Raw genomic sequence first — 14,318 nt, forward strand, 5'->3', positions numbered from 1 at the left:
TAACTTTACACTGCTCATTGTTAATTAATGGTTACGCAGGTGTTTACATAATGAAGACGATCGCCACAACCACGCTCCCCGACAACGTGCAGCAACCCCGTTATAACCGACAGCAGCTGCGCTCGCGCATTATCCACTTTGGTTTTGGGGCGTTCCACCGTGCCCACCAGGCTCTGCTGACTGACCGGGTGCTGAACGCCAAAGGCGGCGACTGGGGGCTGTGCGAAATCAGCCTGTTCAGCGGCGACGTGCTGATGAGCCAGCTGCGCGCGCAGGATCATCTTTATACCGTGCTGGAGAAAGGTGCCAACGGCAACCAGCCGATCATCATCGGTGCCGTGCATGAATGCCTGAATGCAAAGCTGGATACTCTTGCAGCGATCGTTGAGAAATTCTGCGAGCCGCAGGTGGCGATTGTTTCTCTGACCATTACCGAAAAAGGGTATTGCATCGATCCGGCCACCGGTCGTCTTGACGTCACGCAGCCGCGGATCGTTCACGATCTGGAAAATCCTGCTGAACCACATTCTGCGCCGGGCATTCTTGTCGAAGCGCTGCACCGCCGCCGTGAGCGTGGCCTGCCGCCGTTTACCGTGCTTTCCTGCGACAACATTCCCGACAACGGGCACGTCGTTAAAAACGCGGTGCTGGGGATGGCCAACAAGCGCGCTCCGGAGCTGGCCCAGTGGATCGCAGACAACGTCAGCTTCCCCGGCACCATGGTCGATCGTATCGTTCCCGCGGCAACCGAAGAATCTCTGGCCGAGATTGCCACCGCCGTTGGCGTCAACGACCCTTGCGCCATCAGCTGCGAGCCCTTTATCCAGTGGGTTGTCGAAGACAACTTTGTCGCGGGCCGTCCGGAATGGGAACTTGCTGGCGTCCAGTTGGTTGAAGACGTACTGCCGTGGGAGCAAATGAAGCTGCGAATGCTGAACGGCAGCCACTCATTCCTTGCATATCTGGGCTATTTAGCCGGATACGAGCACATCAGTGACTGCATGCAGGATGAGGATTTCCGCCAGGCAGCGCGGCAGTTAATGATGCAGGAGCAGGCTCCAACGCTGCGTATCCAGGGCGTTGACTTGCAGGCTTATGCCGATAGCCTCATCACGCGGTTCACTAACCCGGCGTTAAAACACCGCACCTGGCAAATCGCAATGGACGGTAGCCAGAAGCTCCCGCAGCGCTTGCTGGAAGGGATTCGGGTTCACCTTGAGCGTGGAAGCGACTGGTCGCTGCTTGCACTCGGCGTTGCCGGTTGGATGCGCTATGTCAGCGGCACTGACGAGCGCGGCAACGCGATTGACGTGCGCGATCCGCTGGCGGAAAAAATACAGACTATCGTGTCGACAAGCAGCGAAGCCGATCGGGTCACTGCCCTGCTCTCTCTTAGCGAAATTTTCGGTACTGATTTAGTGAAGAACGCGGCTTTTGTGGAAAACGTGCAGCAGGCCTGGCGGCGACTTTGCGAGCACGGTGCCCGTCATGCGCTTATTTCAACCCTGAATCTTTAGCACTTCCTGCGCTTTAGCGGGCAGAGTAGCGCTCTGTCCGCGGGCCAGACTTCTCTTTTCCCCCGTTTTTCGCCAGGATAGAACGCGCTGCTATACTATTACCCGCGTTTTTCCTGGAGACCACGTGACGCTAACGAATCTGATTACAGGCTTTCTCGGCAGCGGTAAGACAACCTCCATTCTCCATTTACTGGCCAACAAACCCACGAATGAAAAGTGGGCGGTGCTGGTCAATGAATTCGGTGAGGTTGGGATCGACGGCGCATTGCTCGCCGACAGCGGCGCGCTGCTGAAAGAGATTCCCGGTGGATGCATGTGCTGCGTGAACGGCCTGCCGATGCAGGTCGGGCTCAACACCCTGCTTCGCCAGGGCAAACCCGATCGGTTGCTGATAGAGCCAACGGGTCTGGGTCATCCCAAACAGATCCTCGACATTCTCACCGCCCCGGTTTATGAGCCATGGATTGATTTGCGCGCCACGCTCTGCGTGCTGGATCCTCGTCAACTGCTTGATGAAAAAGTCATCGCCAACGAAAACTTCCGCGATCAGCTTGCGGCAGCGGACATCATTGTGGCGAATAAACAGGATCGGGCAACACCGGAAAGTCAGCAGGCGTTTGCCGACTGGTGGGCGAACTTTGGCGGTGAACGCCAGCATGTGGAAGTGACTCAGGGCGCTATTGACGGTGCGCTACTAAACTTACCGCGCCGTAACCTGGCTGTGCTGCCAGAAAGCGCTGCGCATTCGCACAGCCGTCCGTCGAACAGAGGCCTGGCGGCGCTGAGCCTCCCCGAGCATCAGCGCTGGCGCCGCAGCGTGAACAGCGGTCAGGGGCATTATGCCTGTGGCTGGATTTTCGATGCCGATACGCAGTTTGATACCATTGGCCTGCTGGAATGGGCCCGTCTGGCACCGGTTTCCCGGGTGAAAGGGGTGATGCGCATTGCAGAAGGGCTGGTACGAATTAATCGTCAGGGTAGCGATCTGCATATCGAAACGCAGTCCGTCGCCCCACCGGACAGCCGCATTGAACTGATTCATCACGCCGAAACGGACTGGAATGCCTTGCAGTCCTCTCTGTTGAAACTTCGTTTAACCTGAGGTCGGTATGTTGCGACGCTCATTTGATCCAAATAATATGCTATGAAAACTCGACTTCCTCTTATATTACTGCTGAATATTGCCGGACTGGCCCTGTTTATGAGCTGGTATTTGCCGGTTAACCATGGATTATGGTTCCCTGTCGATTCAGGCATTTTTCACTTCTTCAGCCAGGGGCTGGCCGACAGCCGGGCCTACGTCTGGTTCCTCGCGATAACCAATAACCGCGCCTTTGATGGCTGTTCGCTGTTGGCCATGGGCTGCCTGATGCTCAGCTTCTGGCTGAAGGCAGATAACGCGGGCCGTCGTCAGATCGTTATTATTGGCCTGGTCATGCTGCTTTCTGCAGTGATTGTGAACCAGCTTGCCCAGCATCTAATGCCGGTCAAACGCGCAAGCCCGTCGCTGTTTTTCCCGAATGTTTATCGGGTCAGCGATCTGCTGCATATTTCGACTAAGGACGCGTCAAAAGACAGCTTCCCGGGCGATCACGGGATGATGCTGCTGATATTTGCCACCTTTATGTGGCGATATTTTGGCCATAAAGCGTTCACCATAGCCCTGATTATTTTTGTGGTTTTTGCTTTCCCGCGCGTAATGATTGGTGCGCACTGGTTCACCGATATTGCCGTTGGATCGCTGACCGCCGTTTTGATTGGCATGCCCTGGATTCTGTTGACGCAGCTCAGCGATAAAACAATCGCCCTGTTTGATCGTTTTCTCCCAACCGCGCGCAACAATAATTAAACAAACTTTCAACCTAAATTAATCATGGTCATCAGGGATCGTTTTCGATCCCTGAGAACTTTCTGAGGGGAAAATAACGCTTTTCGTCATTTTATCGTCATCAGAATTTGCTTAAGAATGAGATAATTGGCTAATTAGTGCGCATTTTCAGGTCTATTTCTCGCCATAGAAAAATCCTCACTTTCGCTATCACATTTTCTTATAAAAAATCCCCGAAAAGCGCTAGCCAGCCCTGTATCGATAGGGTAATCTCAATCTCGTTTTGCCATTCCAGAGATAAATTATTCAGAAAGTGAATAAATTTGTGCGGCACTGCACAATTTTAGCCTTCGGGAATTGTCTCATTGATGGCAGGTATTTAGTCTCCTCACGGTTGGCAATTTTATAACGATGTTTATCGTTAAGGACTTCAAGGGAAAACAATCAACATGGTCACATCTCAACCAATTTTGAGATATATCCTGCGGGCAATACCCGCTGTAGCAGTCGCGGTCCTGCTTTCTGCATGTAGCACGACAAACACCGCAAAGAATATGCATTCTGAGACACTTGGTGTGAGTAACGAAGATCCTTCGTCACTGCAAGCCTCTCAGGATGAATTTGAATCCATGGTGCGTAATCTCGACGTGAAATCACGCCTGATGGATCAATACGCCAGCTGGAAAGGCGTGCGATATCGCCTCGGCGGCGATACCAAACGCGGTATCGACTGTTCCGCTTTTGTTCAGCGTACTTTCCGTGAACAGTTCGGCATGGATTTACCCCGCTCCACCTACGAGCAGCAGGAAATGGGTAAGTCGATTAAGCGCACACAGCTGCGTACCGGTGATTTAGTGCTGTTCCGCGCTGGATCCACGGGCCGCCACGTTGGCATCTACATCGGCAATAACCAGTTCGTGCATGCTTCCACCAGCAGCGGTGTGACCATTTCCAGCATGAATGAGCCTTACTGGAACAAGCGCTACAACGAAGCACGCCGCGTTCTGAGCCGCTCCTGATGCCTGTCTTGCTGTTAGTTTTCCCTTGGCCGACAGCAAGACAATAAAAAAAAGCACTGCTGAGCAGTGCTTTTTTTTTCTTCTCCCGTCCGTGCCCGCCAGGATGGCGAAATAGACTATGCTGGTAAGATGCGCCCCGGCATCCCAAAGCATTGAATTACCTTTTTAAATATCACGGATACAGGAAGCTATGTTCAAGCGCTACTTCTCGCTCGGTCGCAAGATCCTCTTCTCCAGCCTGCTGCTGGGTGCGGTCGTTGCTCTGTTAGCGGGCAGCGTACAGATGATGATATTCCACCATAAGCGCGCGCAGCAGTTCGATATCATCATTCACGATCTGCAAAAGTATCTGGACAACTATTTTGGCGAGCTGCTCAATACCGTAGATAAACTCCAGCCTCTCACCATGAGCCGCTGCTCTGATGTCTCCTCCGAGCTCACCTCCCGCGCGGCTTTCAGCCTTAACGTTCGCGCCTTTCTGCTGGTCGAAAATGGTCACGCAAAATGCTCTTCCGCCACGGGCGAGATGAACGTGCCAATGAAACAGCTAGTGCCGCAGGTAGACGTCAGCAAAGCGCTGGATCTGACGATCCTGCCGGGGACACCAATGATGCCACAGCGCCCCGCTTTTGCCCTCTGGGTACGCAGCCCACTGCTTGAAAATCGGGGCGTATTCACCTCGATCAATGCAAGCCTGATGCCATGGATCCTTTATTCTTCCCGGCAGAATCAGTTCAGCGGCATTGCCCTGATCGCGAACGGTACCGCCATTTCTACCTATAGCCCTAAGCCACAGCCGGCCAGCCTGTTAAAAGATACGCCAATTCGCACGGCGAAAATCAACGGTTTGCCGCTAACGGTGAACGTCTACGGCAACACCTGGGCCAGCGAGAATACGCAGTTTTCTCTGCTGATGGGCGTGATGTGCGGCCTGCTGTCTGGCCTGCTCTGCTACTACGTGCTGACGGTTCGCCTGCGCCCGGGCAAAGAAATTACCTCTGCGATTAAGCGCAATCAGTTCTACGTGGTATACCAACCCGTGGTGGGAGCTGAGAGCATGCAGATCCGCGGCGTGGAAGTGCTGATGCGCTGGAAGCATCCGACAGCCGGAGAGATCCCACCTGATGCATTTATCAACTTTGCCGAGGCCCAGCAGCTGATTGTGCCGCTGACCCGTCATCTGTTCGAGCTCATCGCCAAAGACGCACCGGCGCTGCAAAATCTGCTCCCGCCGGGGGCAAAACTCGGAATCAATATCGCTCCTGCCCATCTGATGGCCGAGAGTTTCAAACAGGATCTGCGGGATCTCAGCAGTATGCTGCCGGCGAACTACTTCCAGCTGGTGCTGGAAATCACCGAACGCGACATGCTCAACCAGCGCCAGGCCGTCACGCTGTTTGAATGGCTGCATCATGAAGGTTACGAAATTGCCATTGATGATTTCGGTACCGGACACAGCGCGCTGATTTATCTTCAGCGCTATTCCTTCGATTATCTGAAAATCGATCGCGGTTTCGTTAACGCCATCGGTACAGAAACGGTCACCTCCCCGGTGCTGGACGCCGTGCTGACGCTCGCCCGGAAAATGAGCCTCGTCACGGTAGCAGAGGGCGTAGAGACACAGGAACAGGCCAATTGGTTGCGCCAGCATGGCGTGAACTTCCTGCAGGGCTACTGGATAAGCCGCCCGCTAACGCTGGAAAAACTGGTCGAGGCCCATGGCAAGCCCGAGAATTATTTCACAACCACCTGAACGTCACTTATTATTCAACAGGATGAGTGAATTGCCCGAAAATGGCCGCAGAAGGAATAACCCCCGGTGATTGTTGTGCGCACAGTGTTACTGATGCTCGCGCTGTTGACCCTGAACGCGCAGGCTCAGACTATCAAGGAAAGCTACGCGTTTGCCGTCATCGGTGAACCGAAGTACGCCATTAACTTCAGCCACTACGATTACGTTAATCCCGCCGCGCCAAAAGGCGGGAGCGTCACGCTGTCAGCTCTCGGCACTTTCGATAACTTCAACCGCTACGCATTGCGCGGCAACGCTGCTGTGCGCACAGAGTCGCTGTACGACTCACTCTTCACCACATCAGATGACGAGCCCGGCAGCTACTATCCTCTGATTGCCGACATGGCGCGCTACGCAGATGACTTTTCCTGGGCTGAAGTTACCATCAACCCACGCGCGCGCTTTCATGATGGCAGTAAAGTCACGTCGGAAGATGTCGCTTTTACCTTCAACAAATTTATGACCGAAGGCGTGCCGCAGTTTCGCCTGATCTATAAAGGCACCACGGTTAAAGCTATCGCTCCGCTTACCGTCCGTTTTGAGCTGGCTAAACCGGGCAAGGAAGACATGCTGAGCCTGTTCACCCTGCCGGTAATGCCCGAAAAATTCTGGCGCAGCCATAAGCTTAGCGACCCGCTTTCTGCCCCACCGCTGGCGAACGGGCCCTATAAAATCACCTCCTGGCGCATGGGCCAGTACGTGGTTTATTCCCGCGTGAAGGACTACTGGGCGGCGAATCTGCCGGTCAACCGCGGGCGCTGGAACTTCGATACTCTCCGCTACGACTACTACCTCGACGATAACGTGGCATTCGAAGCCTTTAAGGCAGGTGCGTTTGATTTCCGTACCGAAGGCAGCCCGAAAAACTGGGCGACGCGTTATATCGGCAAAAACTTCAGCAACCACTACATCGTCAAAGAAGAAGAGAAAAACGACTCCGCACAGGACACACGCTGGCTGACGTTCAACATTCAGCGCCCGGTGTTTGCCGATCGCAAAGTTCGCGAAGCCATCGGTCTGGCGTTTGATTTTGAGTGGATGAACAAAGCGCTGTTTTATGGCGCTTACAGCCGTACGAACAGCTATTTCCAGAATACGGAATACGCCGCACGCGGCTATCCCAATGCTGATGAACTGGTGCTGCTTGCCCCAATGAAAAAAGAGCTGCCGCCAGAAGTTTTCACCGCCATTTATGAACCGCCAAAATCCAACGGCAACGGCTTCGACCGTGAGAATTTACTGAAGGCGGACAAGCTGCTGACTGACGCGGGCTGGGTGCTGAAAGGCCAGCAGCGCGTCAATGCCCAAACCGGTAAACCGCTGCAGTTCGAGCTACTCTTGCCCTCAGCCGGAAACAATCAGTGGGTAATGCCGTTTCAGCACAATTTAAAACGCCTGGGCGTGACGATGGATATTCGCCAGGTGGATATGTCGCAGGTTACCAACCGCATGCGCACCCGCGACTACGACATGATGCCGCGCCTGTGGCGGGCGATGCCGTGGCCGAGCGGCAGCGATCTGCAAATATCCTGGGCATCGGCCTACATCAACTCATCCTATAACGGCCCTGGCGTCAGCAGCCCGGTGATTGATAACCTGATTAGCCAAATGATCAAAGCTGAAGGCAACAAGCAAAAACTGCTGCCGCTTGGACGAGCGCTGGACCGCGTATTAACCTGGAATTACTACCAGTTGCCCATGTGGTATATGGCCTCGGATCGCATGGCTTACTGGGATAAGTTTTCTCACCCGACGGTACGTCCAGTCTATTCACTGGGCTTTGACAACTGGTGGTACGACGTGAACAAAGCGGCGAAACTGCCGGAAGCCCGGCGCTAAGGAGTAAATATGGGCGCTTACCTCATTCGCCGGCTGCTGCTGGTTATTCCCACGCTTTGGGCCATTATCACTATCAACTTTTTTATCGTCCAGATTGCCCCCGGCGGCCCGGTTGACCAGGCGATTGCCGCCATTGAGTTCGGCGATAAGAGCAGCCTGCCTGGCAGCGGCGCCGACGGCATGGGCGCGACGCATGCCCGCACCGGCGTCAGCAACCTCAGTGAAAGTCAGTATCGCGGCGGCCGCGGGCTCGATCCGGAAGTGATCGCCGAAATCACCCACCGCTACGGATTCGACAAGCCGATGCACGAACGCTACTTCAGCATGCTCTGGAACTACGTGCGCTTCGATTTTGGCGACAGCCTGTTTCGCAGCGCCTCCGTATTGAAGCTGATCAAAGAGAGCCTGCCGGTGTCGATAACGCTCGGGCTCTGGAGCACGCTCATTATCTATCTGGTGTCGATTCCGTTAGGTATCCGCAAGGCGGTCAGCAACGGCAGCCGCTTTGACATCTGGAGCAGCGCGTTCATCATCATCGGTTACGCCATTCCCGCTTTTCTGTTCGCCATCGTCCTGATCGTGCTGTTCGCGGGCGGGAGCTACTACGATCTGTTCCCGCTGCGGGGGCTGGTCTCCGCCAATTTCGACACGCTGCCCTGGTATCAGAAAATCACCGATTACCTGTGGCACATCACTCTGCCAGTGCTGGCAACGGTAATTGGCGGCTTTGCTGCCCTGACGATGCTGACCAAAAACTCGTTCCTCGACGAAATTCGTAAGCAGTACGTCGTCACCGCGCGCGCCAAAGGGGTCAGCGAAAAGCACATTCTCTGGCGACATATCTTTCGCAACGCCATGCTGCTGGTGATCGCCGGTTTCCCGGCCACCTTTATCAGCATGTTTTTCACCGGATCGCTGCTGATCGAAGTCATGTTCTCTCTCAACGGCCTCGGTCTGCTCGGCTACGAAGCCACGGTATCCCGCGACTACCCGGTGATGTTCGGCACGCTGTACATCTTCACTCTGATTGGCCTGCTGCTGAACATCATCAGCGATATCAGCTATACGCTGGTCGATCCGCGCATCGATTTTGAGGGCCGCTGATGCCACGCTTAAGCTCCGTCAATCAGGCCCGCTGGGCACGTTTTCGCCACAACCGCCGGGGCTTCTGGTCACTGGTGCTGTTCCTGATTATTTTTATTTGCAGCCTGGGATCCGAACTTATCGCCAACGATCGGCCTTTGGTCGTGGAGTATCACGGCGAGTTCTATTTCCCGGTGCTGAAAACTTATAGCGAGAAAGAGTTCGGCGGCCAGTTTGCCACCGCCGCAGACTACCAGGATCCGTGGCTGCAAAACCAGCTGAAGGAGCATGGCCGCGTGCTCTGGACACCCATTCGCTTTGGCGCAACGTCGATCAACTTCGCCACCGACAAGCCCTTCCCTTCCCCGCCTTCGGCACAAAACTGGCTGGGTACCGACGCCAACGGCGGCGACGTGCTGGCGCGCATTCTCTATGGCACGCGCATTTCCCTGCTATTCGGCCTGATGCTGACGCTCTGCTCCAGCGTCATGGGCGTGCTGGCGGGCGCGCTACAGGGCTACTACGGCGGCAAAATTGATCTCTGGGGCCAGCGCTTTATCGAAGTGTGGTCGGGCATGCCGACGCTGTTTCTCATTATATTGCTCTCAAGCGTCGTGCAGCCTAACTTCTGGTGGTTGCTGGCGATCACCGTGCTGTTCGGCTGGATGACGCTGGTAGGCGTGGTTCGCGCCGAGTTTCTGCGTACCCGCAACTTCGACTATATTCGCGCCGCGCAGGCGCTGGGCGTGAGCGATCGCGGCATCATCTTTCGCCACATGCTGCCGAATGCGATGGTGGCGACGCTGACGTTTCTGCCGTTTATTCTTTGCAGCTCGATAACCACCCTCACCTCACTCGATTTCCTTGGCTTTGGCCTGCCGCTCGGTTCGCCTTCGCTCGGCGAGCTACTGCTGCAGGGGAAAAACAATTTGCAGGCGCCGTGGCTTGGGATCACGGCATTTTTATCCGTGGCGGTGCTGCTGTCGCTGCTGATCTTTATTGGTGAAGCCGTGCGCGACGCCTTCGACCCGGCTAAGGCGGTGTAATATGGCGGTTCCGTTGTTAGAGATCGATAACCTTTCCATTACCTTCACGGCGCGAGGCGAAGCCCGAACCGTGGTCAACGAGCTGTCACTGAAAATCGACGCCGGGGAAACGCTGGCGCTGGTGGGGGAATCCGGCTCAGGCAAAAGCGTTTCGGCGCTCTCCATACTACGCCTGCTGCCGACGCCGCCGGTCAGCTATCCGACCGGTGACGTTCGTTTCCACGACCAGTCACTGCTACATGCTGACGAACGTGTCCTGCGCGGCATTCGCGGTAACCGCATCGCCATGATTTTTCAGGAGCCAATGGTCTCACTTAACCCGCTGCATACGCTGGAAAAACAGCTCTATGAAGTGCTGTCTCTTCACCGGGGAATGCGCAAAGAGGCCGCACGCGGAGAGATTTTAGGCTGTCTGGATCGTGTAGGGATCCGCAACGCGCGTCGGCGGCTCGATAACTATCCGCACCAGCTTTCCGGCGGTGAACGTCAGCGAGTGATGATTGCCATGGCGCTGCTGACGCGGCCGGAGCTGCTAATCGCCGACGAACCCACCACCGCGCTCGACGTCTCCGTCCAAGCGCAGATCCTGCAACTGCTGCGGGAGCTGCGCCAGGAGCTGAATATGGGCCTGCTGTTTATCACCCATAACCTGAGCATCGTGCGCAAGCTGGCAGACAGCATCGCCGTTATGCAAAACGGGCGCTGCGTGGAGCAAGGCCAGGCCAGTGCGCTGCTCGCCGCTCCACGCCATCCTTACACCATCAAATTGCTCAACAGCGAACCCGCAGGTGAGCCCATCCCGCTGCCGCCCGACAGCGTGCCGTTGTTGCAGGTCAACAACTTGCAGGTCGCTTTTCCTGTCCGCAAAGGGATTCTTCGCCGCGTGGTTGACGAAAATCCGGTGGTAAAAAACGTCAGCTTTACGCTGAATACCGGTGAAACGCTCGGCCTGGTCGGTGAATCGGGCTCCGGCAAAAGTACCACCGGGCTGGCGCTGCTGCGCCTGATTGCCTCAAAGGGCGACATTATCTTTGACGGACAGCCCGTTCAGGGCCGCACCCGCCAGCAAATGCTGCCGCTGCGCCACCGCATTCAGGTCGTTTTTCAGGATCCTAACTCCTCGCTCAATCCGCGTTTGAACGTATTGCAGATCGTTGAGGAAGGTTTACGCGTTCATCAAAAAACCCTGAGTGCGCAGGCCCGGGAAGCGGAAGTCATCAAGGTCATGAAGGAAGTGGGTCTCGACCCTGAGACGCGCTGGCGTTACCCGGCAGAGTTTTCCGGCGGTCAGCGCCAGCGTATCGCCATCGCACGTGCACTGATTTTAAAACCGCAGCTTATCGTGCTTGATGAGCCAACCTCATCGCTGGACAGAACCGTGCAGGCGCAGATACTGGCGTTGCTGAAGTCGCTTCAGCAAAAACACCGACTGGCCTATATCTTCATCAGCCACGATCTTCACGTGGTGCGTGCGCTCTGTCATCAGGTGATTGTGCTAAGGCAAGGGGAAGTGATTGAACAGGGAGAGTGTGAGCGCGTGTTCGCTGCACCCGCGCAGGAGTATACCCGTCAGCTGATTACCCTAAGCTGACGTTCAGAAAGGATTGTTGCCAGAAAACGGCTCCGCAATGGCCACGCCGAAATTTTTCAGCCGGCAGGTCGCGGCAAATTCATCCTGACAGTTAACAAACAGGCACGGCTCGCCTTCGCACTCCAGCACGGAACTTGGCACTTCGATATCCGTCAGCGCCTGGCTCAGTTTCTGCATCACAGGCCAGGCGGTATCGCCGTCCGGACTCAGTAATTTTAGCGCCACCAGACAATTATCGTCGGCGCTGCCGTTTTGCGGAATCGGTTCAACTCTTGAACCTGCAAAACCCGCAGACCAGCGATAGCTCTGCGGCAGGCGATGTACGATTGAGAGTTGCGGTGTATTCACGTCTTTATTCCCCGGAAGCAAAATGCTTCACAAATATTTCACATCTATATTAACACATTGTTGACAAATCGTCCTGCATCCAGCAGTGGGCAAAGCCGTTTTTAGTGTTACTTGCCTGCTCAGGAAGCAGAAAGGCGCTATATGTACCCGTTTCTGTGATCTAAAACAATCTTTTTATCTACAACAATGTGACTTTTTACACTAATTGATTTTACATAAAAGAAACAAAGTCAAGTAGTACAAAACGCTTATCGCTTGAGGTACATCAAAAAAGGGGCGGTATTTCGCCCCTTTTTGTTCAGCAAAAGTGAATTAGCAGGCCGTTTTACGTGGACGGCTGGCGTAGAGGTAGAAGGCTATTGAGCAGGTGGCGCAGAAAGCGATGGAGAACAGCATCGGCCAGGCGGTGGTAAAGGTAGCCATCGACAGCAGCGCACCGACAATAGCGCCAATGCCGAAGCGGAAGGTGCCCGCCAGCGACGACGCGGTGCCGGCCATGTGCGGGAATTCATCAAGAATGACGGCCATCGCATTCGACGAGACCATCGATACGCAGCCGACGAATGCCGCTACGCCGAGCACCAGCGACCAGAACCCGACGCCAAGCCAAGCGCACACCACCATCCAGGCAGCCATCACAAACTGGATCCACAGACCGGCCCGGAACATATTCAGCGCCCCAACGCGGCGTACAAAGCGGCTGTTGATGATGGTCATGATGAACAGGAACACGATGTTCAGCGCGAAATAGTAGCCAAAATGCTGCGGTGAAACGTGATTGAGCTCGATGTAAACAAACGGCCCTGCGCTCAGGAACGAGAACATCCCGGCAAAGCTGAAGCCGCTCGCCAGCATATAGCTCAGTACGCGCTTGTGACGGAACAGCGAGGCAAAGTTGCCCATCGTGGTGCGAATGTGGAACTTTTGCCTGCGCTCCGGCGGCAGCGTCTCACTGATAAAGAAGAAGATCATCGTTGAGGCCAGCAGCGCGGCAATAGCGAGGATCCAGAAAATCGCATGCCAGCTGAACCACACCAGCACCGCCCCGCCGACCATCGGTGCCACCAGCGGAGCAATAGTCGTGACCAGCATGACGAACGACATCATGCGGGAAAACTCTTCTTTCGGATAAATGTCGCGCATCAGGGCGTTGATCACCACGCTCGCCGCCGCTGCGGCCAGACCGTGGAAAAAGCGCATGACGATCAGATGATCGATAGTCTGTGACAGCGCGCAGGCGACTGCCGCCGCCGCAAACACCAGCGTGCCGCCCAGAATGACCGGCTTACGCCCGATGCTGTCCGCCATCGGGCCATACAGCAGCTGACCGAGAGCAAATCCCAGAATGTAGGTGCTGAGCGTCATCTGCGCGCTGCCCGCCGGAACGCCGAACTGGGCGGAGATCACCGGCAGCGCCGGGAGATACATATCAATGGAAAGCGGCATCAGCATGGCTAACAGGCCAAGGATGAACACAATACCCAGCGATGAGTGCTGCCTGGTCGTCACTGATTCACTCCTGAGGTTAGCGTGGCGGCAAGCCCACGCTTGCAATTTCATCTTCCGTCAGCGCGCGGTATTCGCCCGGCGCTAAATCATCATCAAGTTTGATCTCACCAATGCGTTCGCGGTGCAGGCCGACAACGTGGTTCCCCACCGCGGCAAACATACGCTTCACCTGGTGATAGCGTCCTTCGCTGATGGTCAGGCGCACTTCCGTTGGGGTGATGACCTCAAGCTGTGCCGGTTTAGTCAGATCTTTTTCGTTATGCAGCTGAACGCCTTTGGCGAACTGTTCGGCGGTGTCTTCGGCTACCGGCGATTCCAGCGTGACAAGGTACGTTTTTTCACAGTGGTGGCGCGGCGAGGTGATACGGTGCGACCACTGACCATCGTCAGTCATCAGCACAAGGCCGGTGGTATCGATATCCAGACGCCCTGCGGCATGCAGCTTGTGCGCGGCGGGTTCATCGAGGAAGTAGAGCACCGTCGGGTGATCGGGATCATCCGTCGAACAGACATACCCCTGCGGCTTATTGAGCATGAAGTAGCGCGGGCCGGTCTGCTGGGTCAACGAGTTACCGTCGTATTCCACATCGTGTTCCGGCAGGATTTTAAAAGCGGTGAGTTTGACAATCTCGCCGTCCACGGTAACGCGGCTGGCGCGGATCTCACGCCCGGCAATGGCGCGGCTGACGCCGAGCTGCTGAGCGATAAACTTATCAAGTCGCATGAAGTCTGTTTAGCCTGTAAAA

At 55.4% G+C, this 14,318-nt stretch carries 12 protein-coding genes; 9 read left to right on the forward strand and 3 right to left on the reverse strand.

Translation table 11 applies throughout. The features are described 5' to 3' along the window. Positions 1-50 precede the first annotated feature (50 nt). The 9 genes from RTU33_RS10035 to yejF all read left to right on the forward strand — a co-directional run bounded on the left by RTU33_RS10035 (position 51) and on the right by yejF (position 11,715). A complete protein-coding gene (locus tag RTU33_RS10035; protein ID WP_312627048.1) occupies positions 51-1,517 on the forward strand; it encodes a fructuronate reductase in 1,467 nt (488 codons plus the stop codon). A 124-nt stretch (positions 1,518-1,641) separates the two neighbouring features. Next, positions 1,642-2,619, forward strand: a complete 978-nt coding sequence (locus RTU33_RS10040) for a GTP-binding protein (RefSeq protein WP_312627050.1) — start codon at positions 1,642-1,644, stop codon at positions 2,617-2,619. A 42-nt stretch (positions 2,620-2,661) separates the two neighbouring features. After that, complete coding sequence (locus tag RTU33_RS10045; RefSeq protein WP_312627052.1) at positions 2,662-3,366, forward strand: phosphatase PAP2 family protein; 705 nt, start codon at positions 2,662-2,664, stop codon at positions 3,364-3,366. A gap of 428 nt (positions 3,367-3,794) precedes the next feature. Continuing rightward, positions 3,795-4,364: a bifunctional murein DD-endopeptidase/murein LD-carboxypeptidase gene (mepS, locus tag RTU33_RS10050; RefSeq protein WP_312627054.1), complete on the forward strand. Its 570-nt coding sequence runs from the start codon at positions 3,795-3,797 to the stop codon at positions 4,362-4,364. Between the two features lie 190 nt (positions 4,365-4,554). Continuing rightward, entirely contained in the window at positions 4,555-6,117 is a 1,563-nt protein-coding gene (locus RTU33_RS10055; RefSeq protein WP_312627056.1) for a cyclic di-GMP phosphodiesterase, read from the forward strand. A 69-nt stretch (positions 6,118-6,186) separates the two neighbouring features. Then, the gene (locus RTU33_RS10060; protein WP_312627137.1) at positions 6,187-7,995 is read left to right on the forward strand and encodes an extracellular solute-binding protein; all 1,809 of its coding nucleotides are present in this window, start codon (positions 6,187-6,189) and stop codon (positions 7,993-7,995) included. 9 nt (positions 7,996-8,004) lie between these two features. Next, positions 8,005-9,099 (forward strand): microcin C ABC transporter permease YejB, encoded by a 1,095-nt coding sequence (locus tag RTU33_RS10065; protein WP_312627058.1) that lies wholly within the window; start codon positions 8,005-8,007, stop codon positions 9,097-9,099. Beyond that, positions 9,099-10,124 (forward strand): microcin C ABC transporter permease, encoded by a 1,026-nt coding sequence (locus RTU33_RS10070; protein ID WP_312627059.1) that lies wholly within the window; start codon positions 9,099-9,101, stop codon positions 10,122-10,124. The genes RTU33_RS10065 and RTU33_RS10070 overlap by 1 nt, the downstream gene beginning before the upstream one ends. Position 10,125: 1 nt before the next feature. Then, the gene (gene yejF, locus RTU33_RS10075) at positions 10,126-11,715 is read left to right on the forward strand and encodes a microcin C ABC transporter ATP-binding protein YejF (protein ID WP_312627061.1); all 1,590 of its coding nucleotides are present in this window, start codon (positions 10,126-10,128) and stop codon (positions 11,713-11,715) included. A gap of 3 nt (positions 11,716-11,718) precedes the next feature. On the opposite strand, the gene RTU33_RS10080 is transcribed toward yejF, so the two are convergent. The 3 genes from RTU33_RS10080 to rsuA form a co-directional block, all read right to left on the reverse strand. Then, positions 11,719-12,063, reverse strand: a complete 345-nt coding sequence (locus RTU33_RS10080) for a YejG family protein (RefSeq protein ID WP_312627062.1) — start codon at positions 12,061-12,063, stop codon at positions 11,719-11,721. 312 nt (positions 12,064-12,375) lie between these two features. Next, positions 12,376-13,572: a Bcr/CflA family multidrug efflux MFS transporter gene (locus RTU33_RS10085; RefSeq protein ID WP_312627064.1), complete on the reverse strand. Its 1,197-nt coding sequence runs from the start codon at positions 13,570-13,572 to the stop codon at positions 12,376-12,378. A 16-nt stretch (positions 13,573-13,588) separates the two neighbouring features. Then, positions 13,589-14,296, reverse strand: coding sequence for a 16S rRNA pseudouridine(516) synthase RsuA (rsuA, locus tag RTU33_RS10090; protein WP_312627065.1), 708 nt, complete (start codon positions 14,294-14,296; stop codon positions 13,589-13,591). Positions 14,297-14,318: the final 22 nt, after the last annotated feature.

The sequence above is a fragment of the Scandinavium sp. genome (assembly GCF_032012665.1).
GTDB lineage: Bacteria > Pseudomonadota > Gammaproteobacteria > Enterobacterales > Enterobacteriaceae > Scandinavium.

What these genes read in the sequence shown, in the direction of transcription:
- RTU33_RS10035 (WP_312627048.1), top strand. Translation starts at nt 51, where the DNA reads ATGAAGACGATCGCCACAACCACGCTCCCCGACAACGTGCAGCAACCC.
- RTU33_RS10045 (WP_312627052.1), top strand. Translation starts at nt 2,662, where the DNA reads ATGAAAACTCGACTTCCTCTTATATTACTGCTGAATATTGCCGGACTG.
- mepS (WP_312627054.1), top strand. Translation starts at nt 3,795, where the DNA reads ATGGTCACATCTCAACCAATTTTGAGATATATCCTGCGGGCAATACCC.
- RTU33_RS10055 (WP_312627056.1), top strand. Translation starts at nt 4,555, where the DNA reads ATGTTCAAGCGCTACTTCTCGCTCGGTCGCAAGATCCTCTTCTCCAGC.
- RTU33_RS10065 (WP_312627058.1), top strand. Translation starts at nt 8,005, where the DNA reads ATGGGCGCTTACCTCATTCGCCGGCTGCTGCTGGTTATTCCCACGCTT.
- RTU33_RS10070 (WP_312627059.1), top strand. Translation starts at nt 9,099, where the DNA reads ATGCCACGCTTAAGCTCCGTCAATCAGGCCCGCTGGGCACGTTTTCGC.
- yejF (WP_312627061.1), top strand. Translation starts at nt 10,126, where the DNA reads ATGGCGGTTCCGTTGTTAGAGATCGATAACCTTTCCATTACCTTCACG.
- rsuA (WP_312627065.1), bottom strand. Translation starts at nt 14,296, where the DNA reads ATGCGACTTGATAAGTTTATCGCTCAGCAGCTCGGCGTCAGCCGCGCC.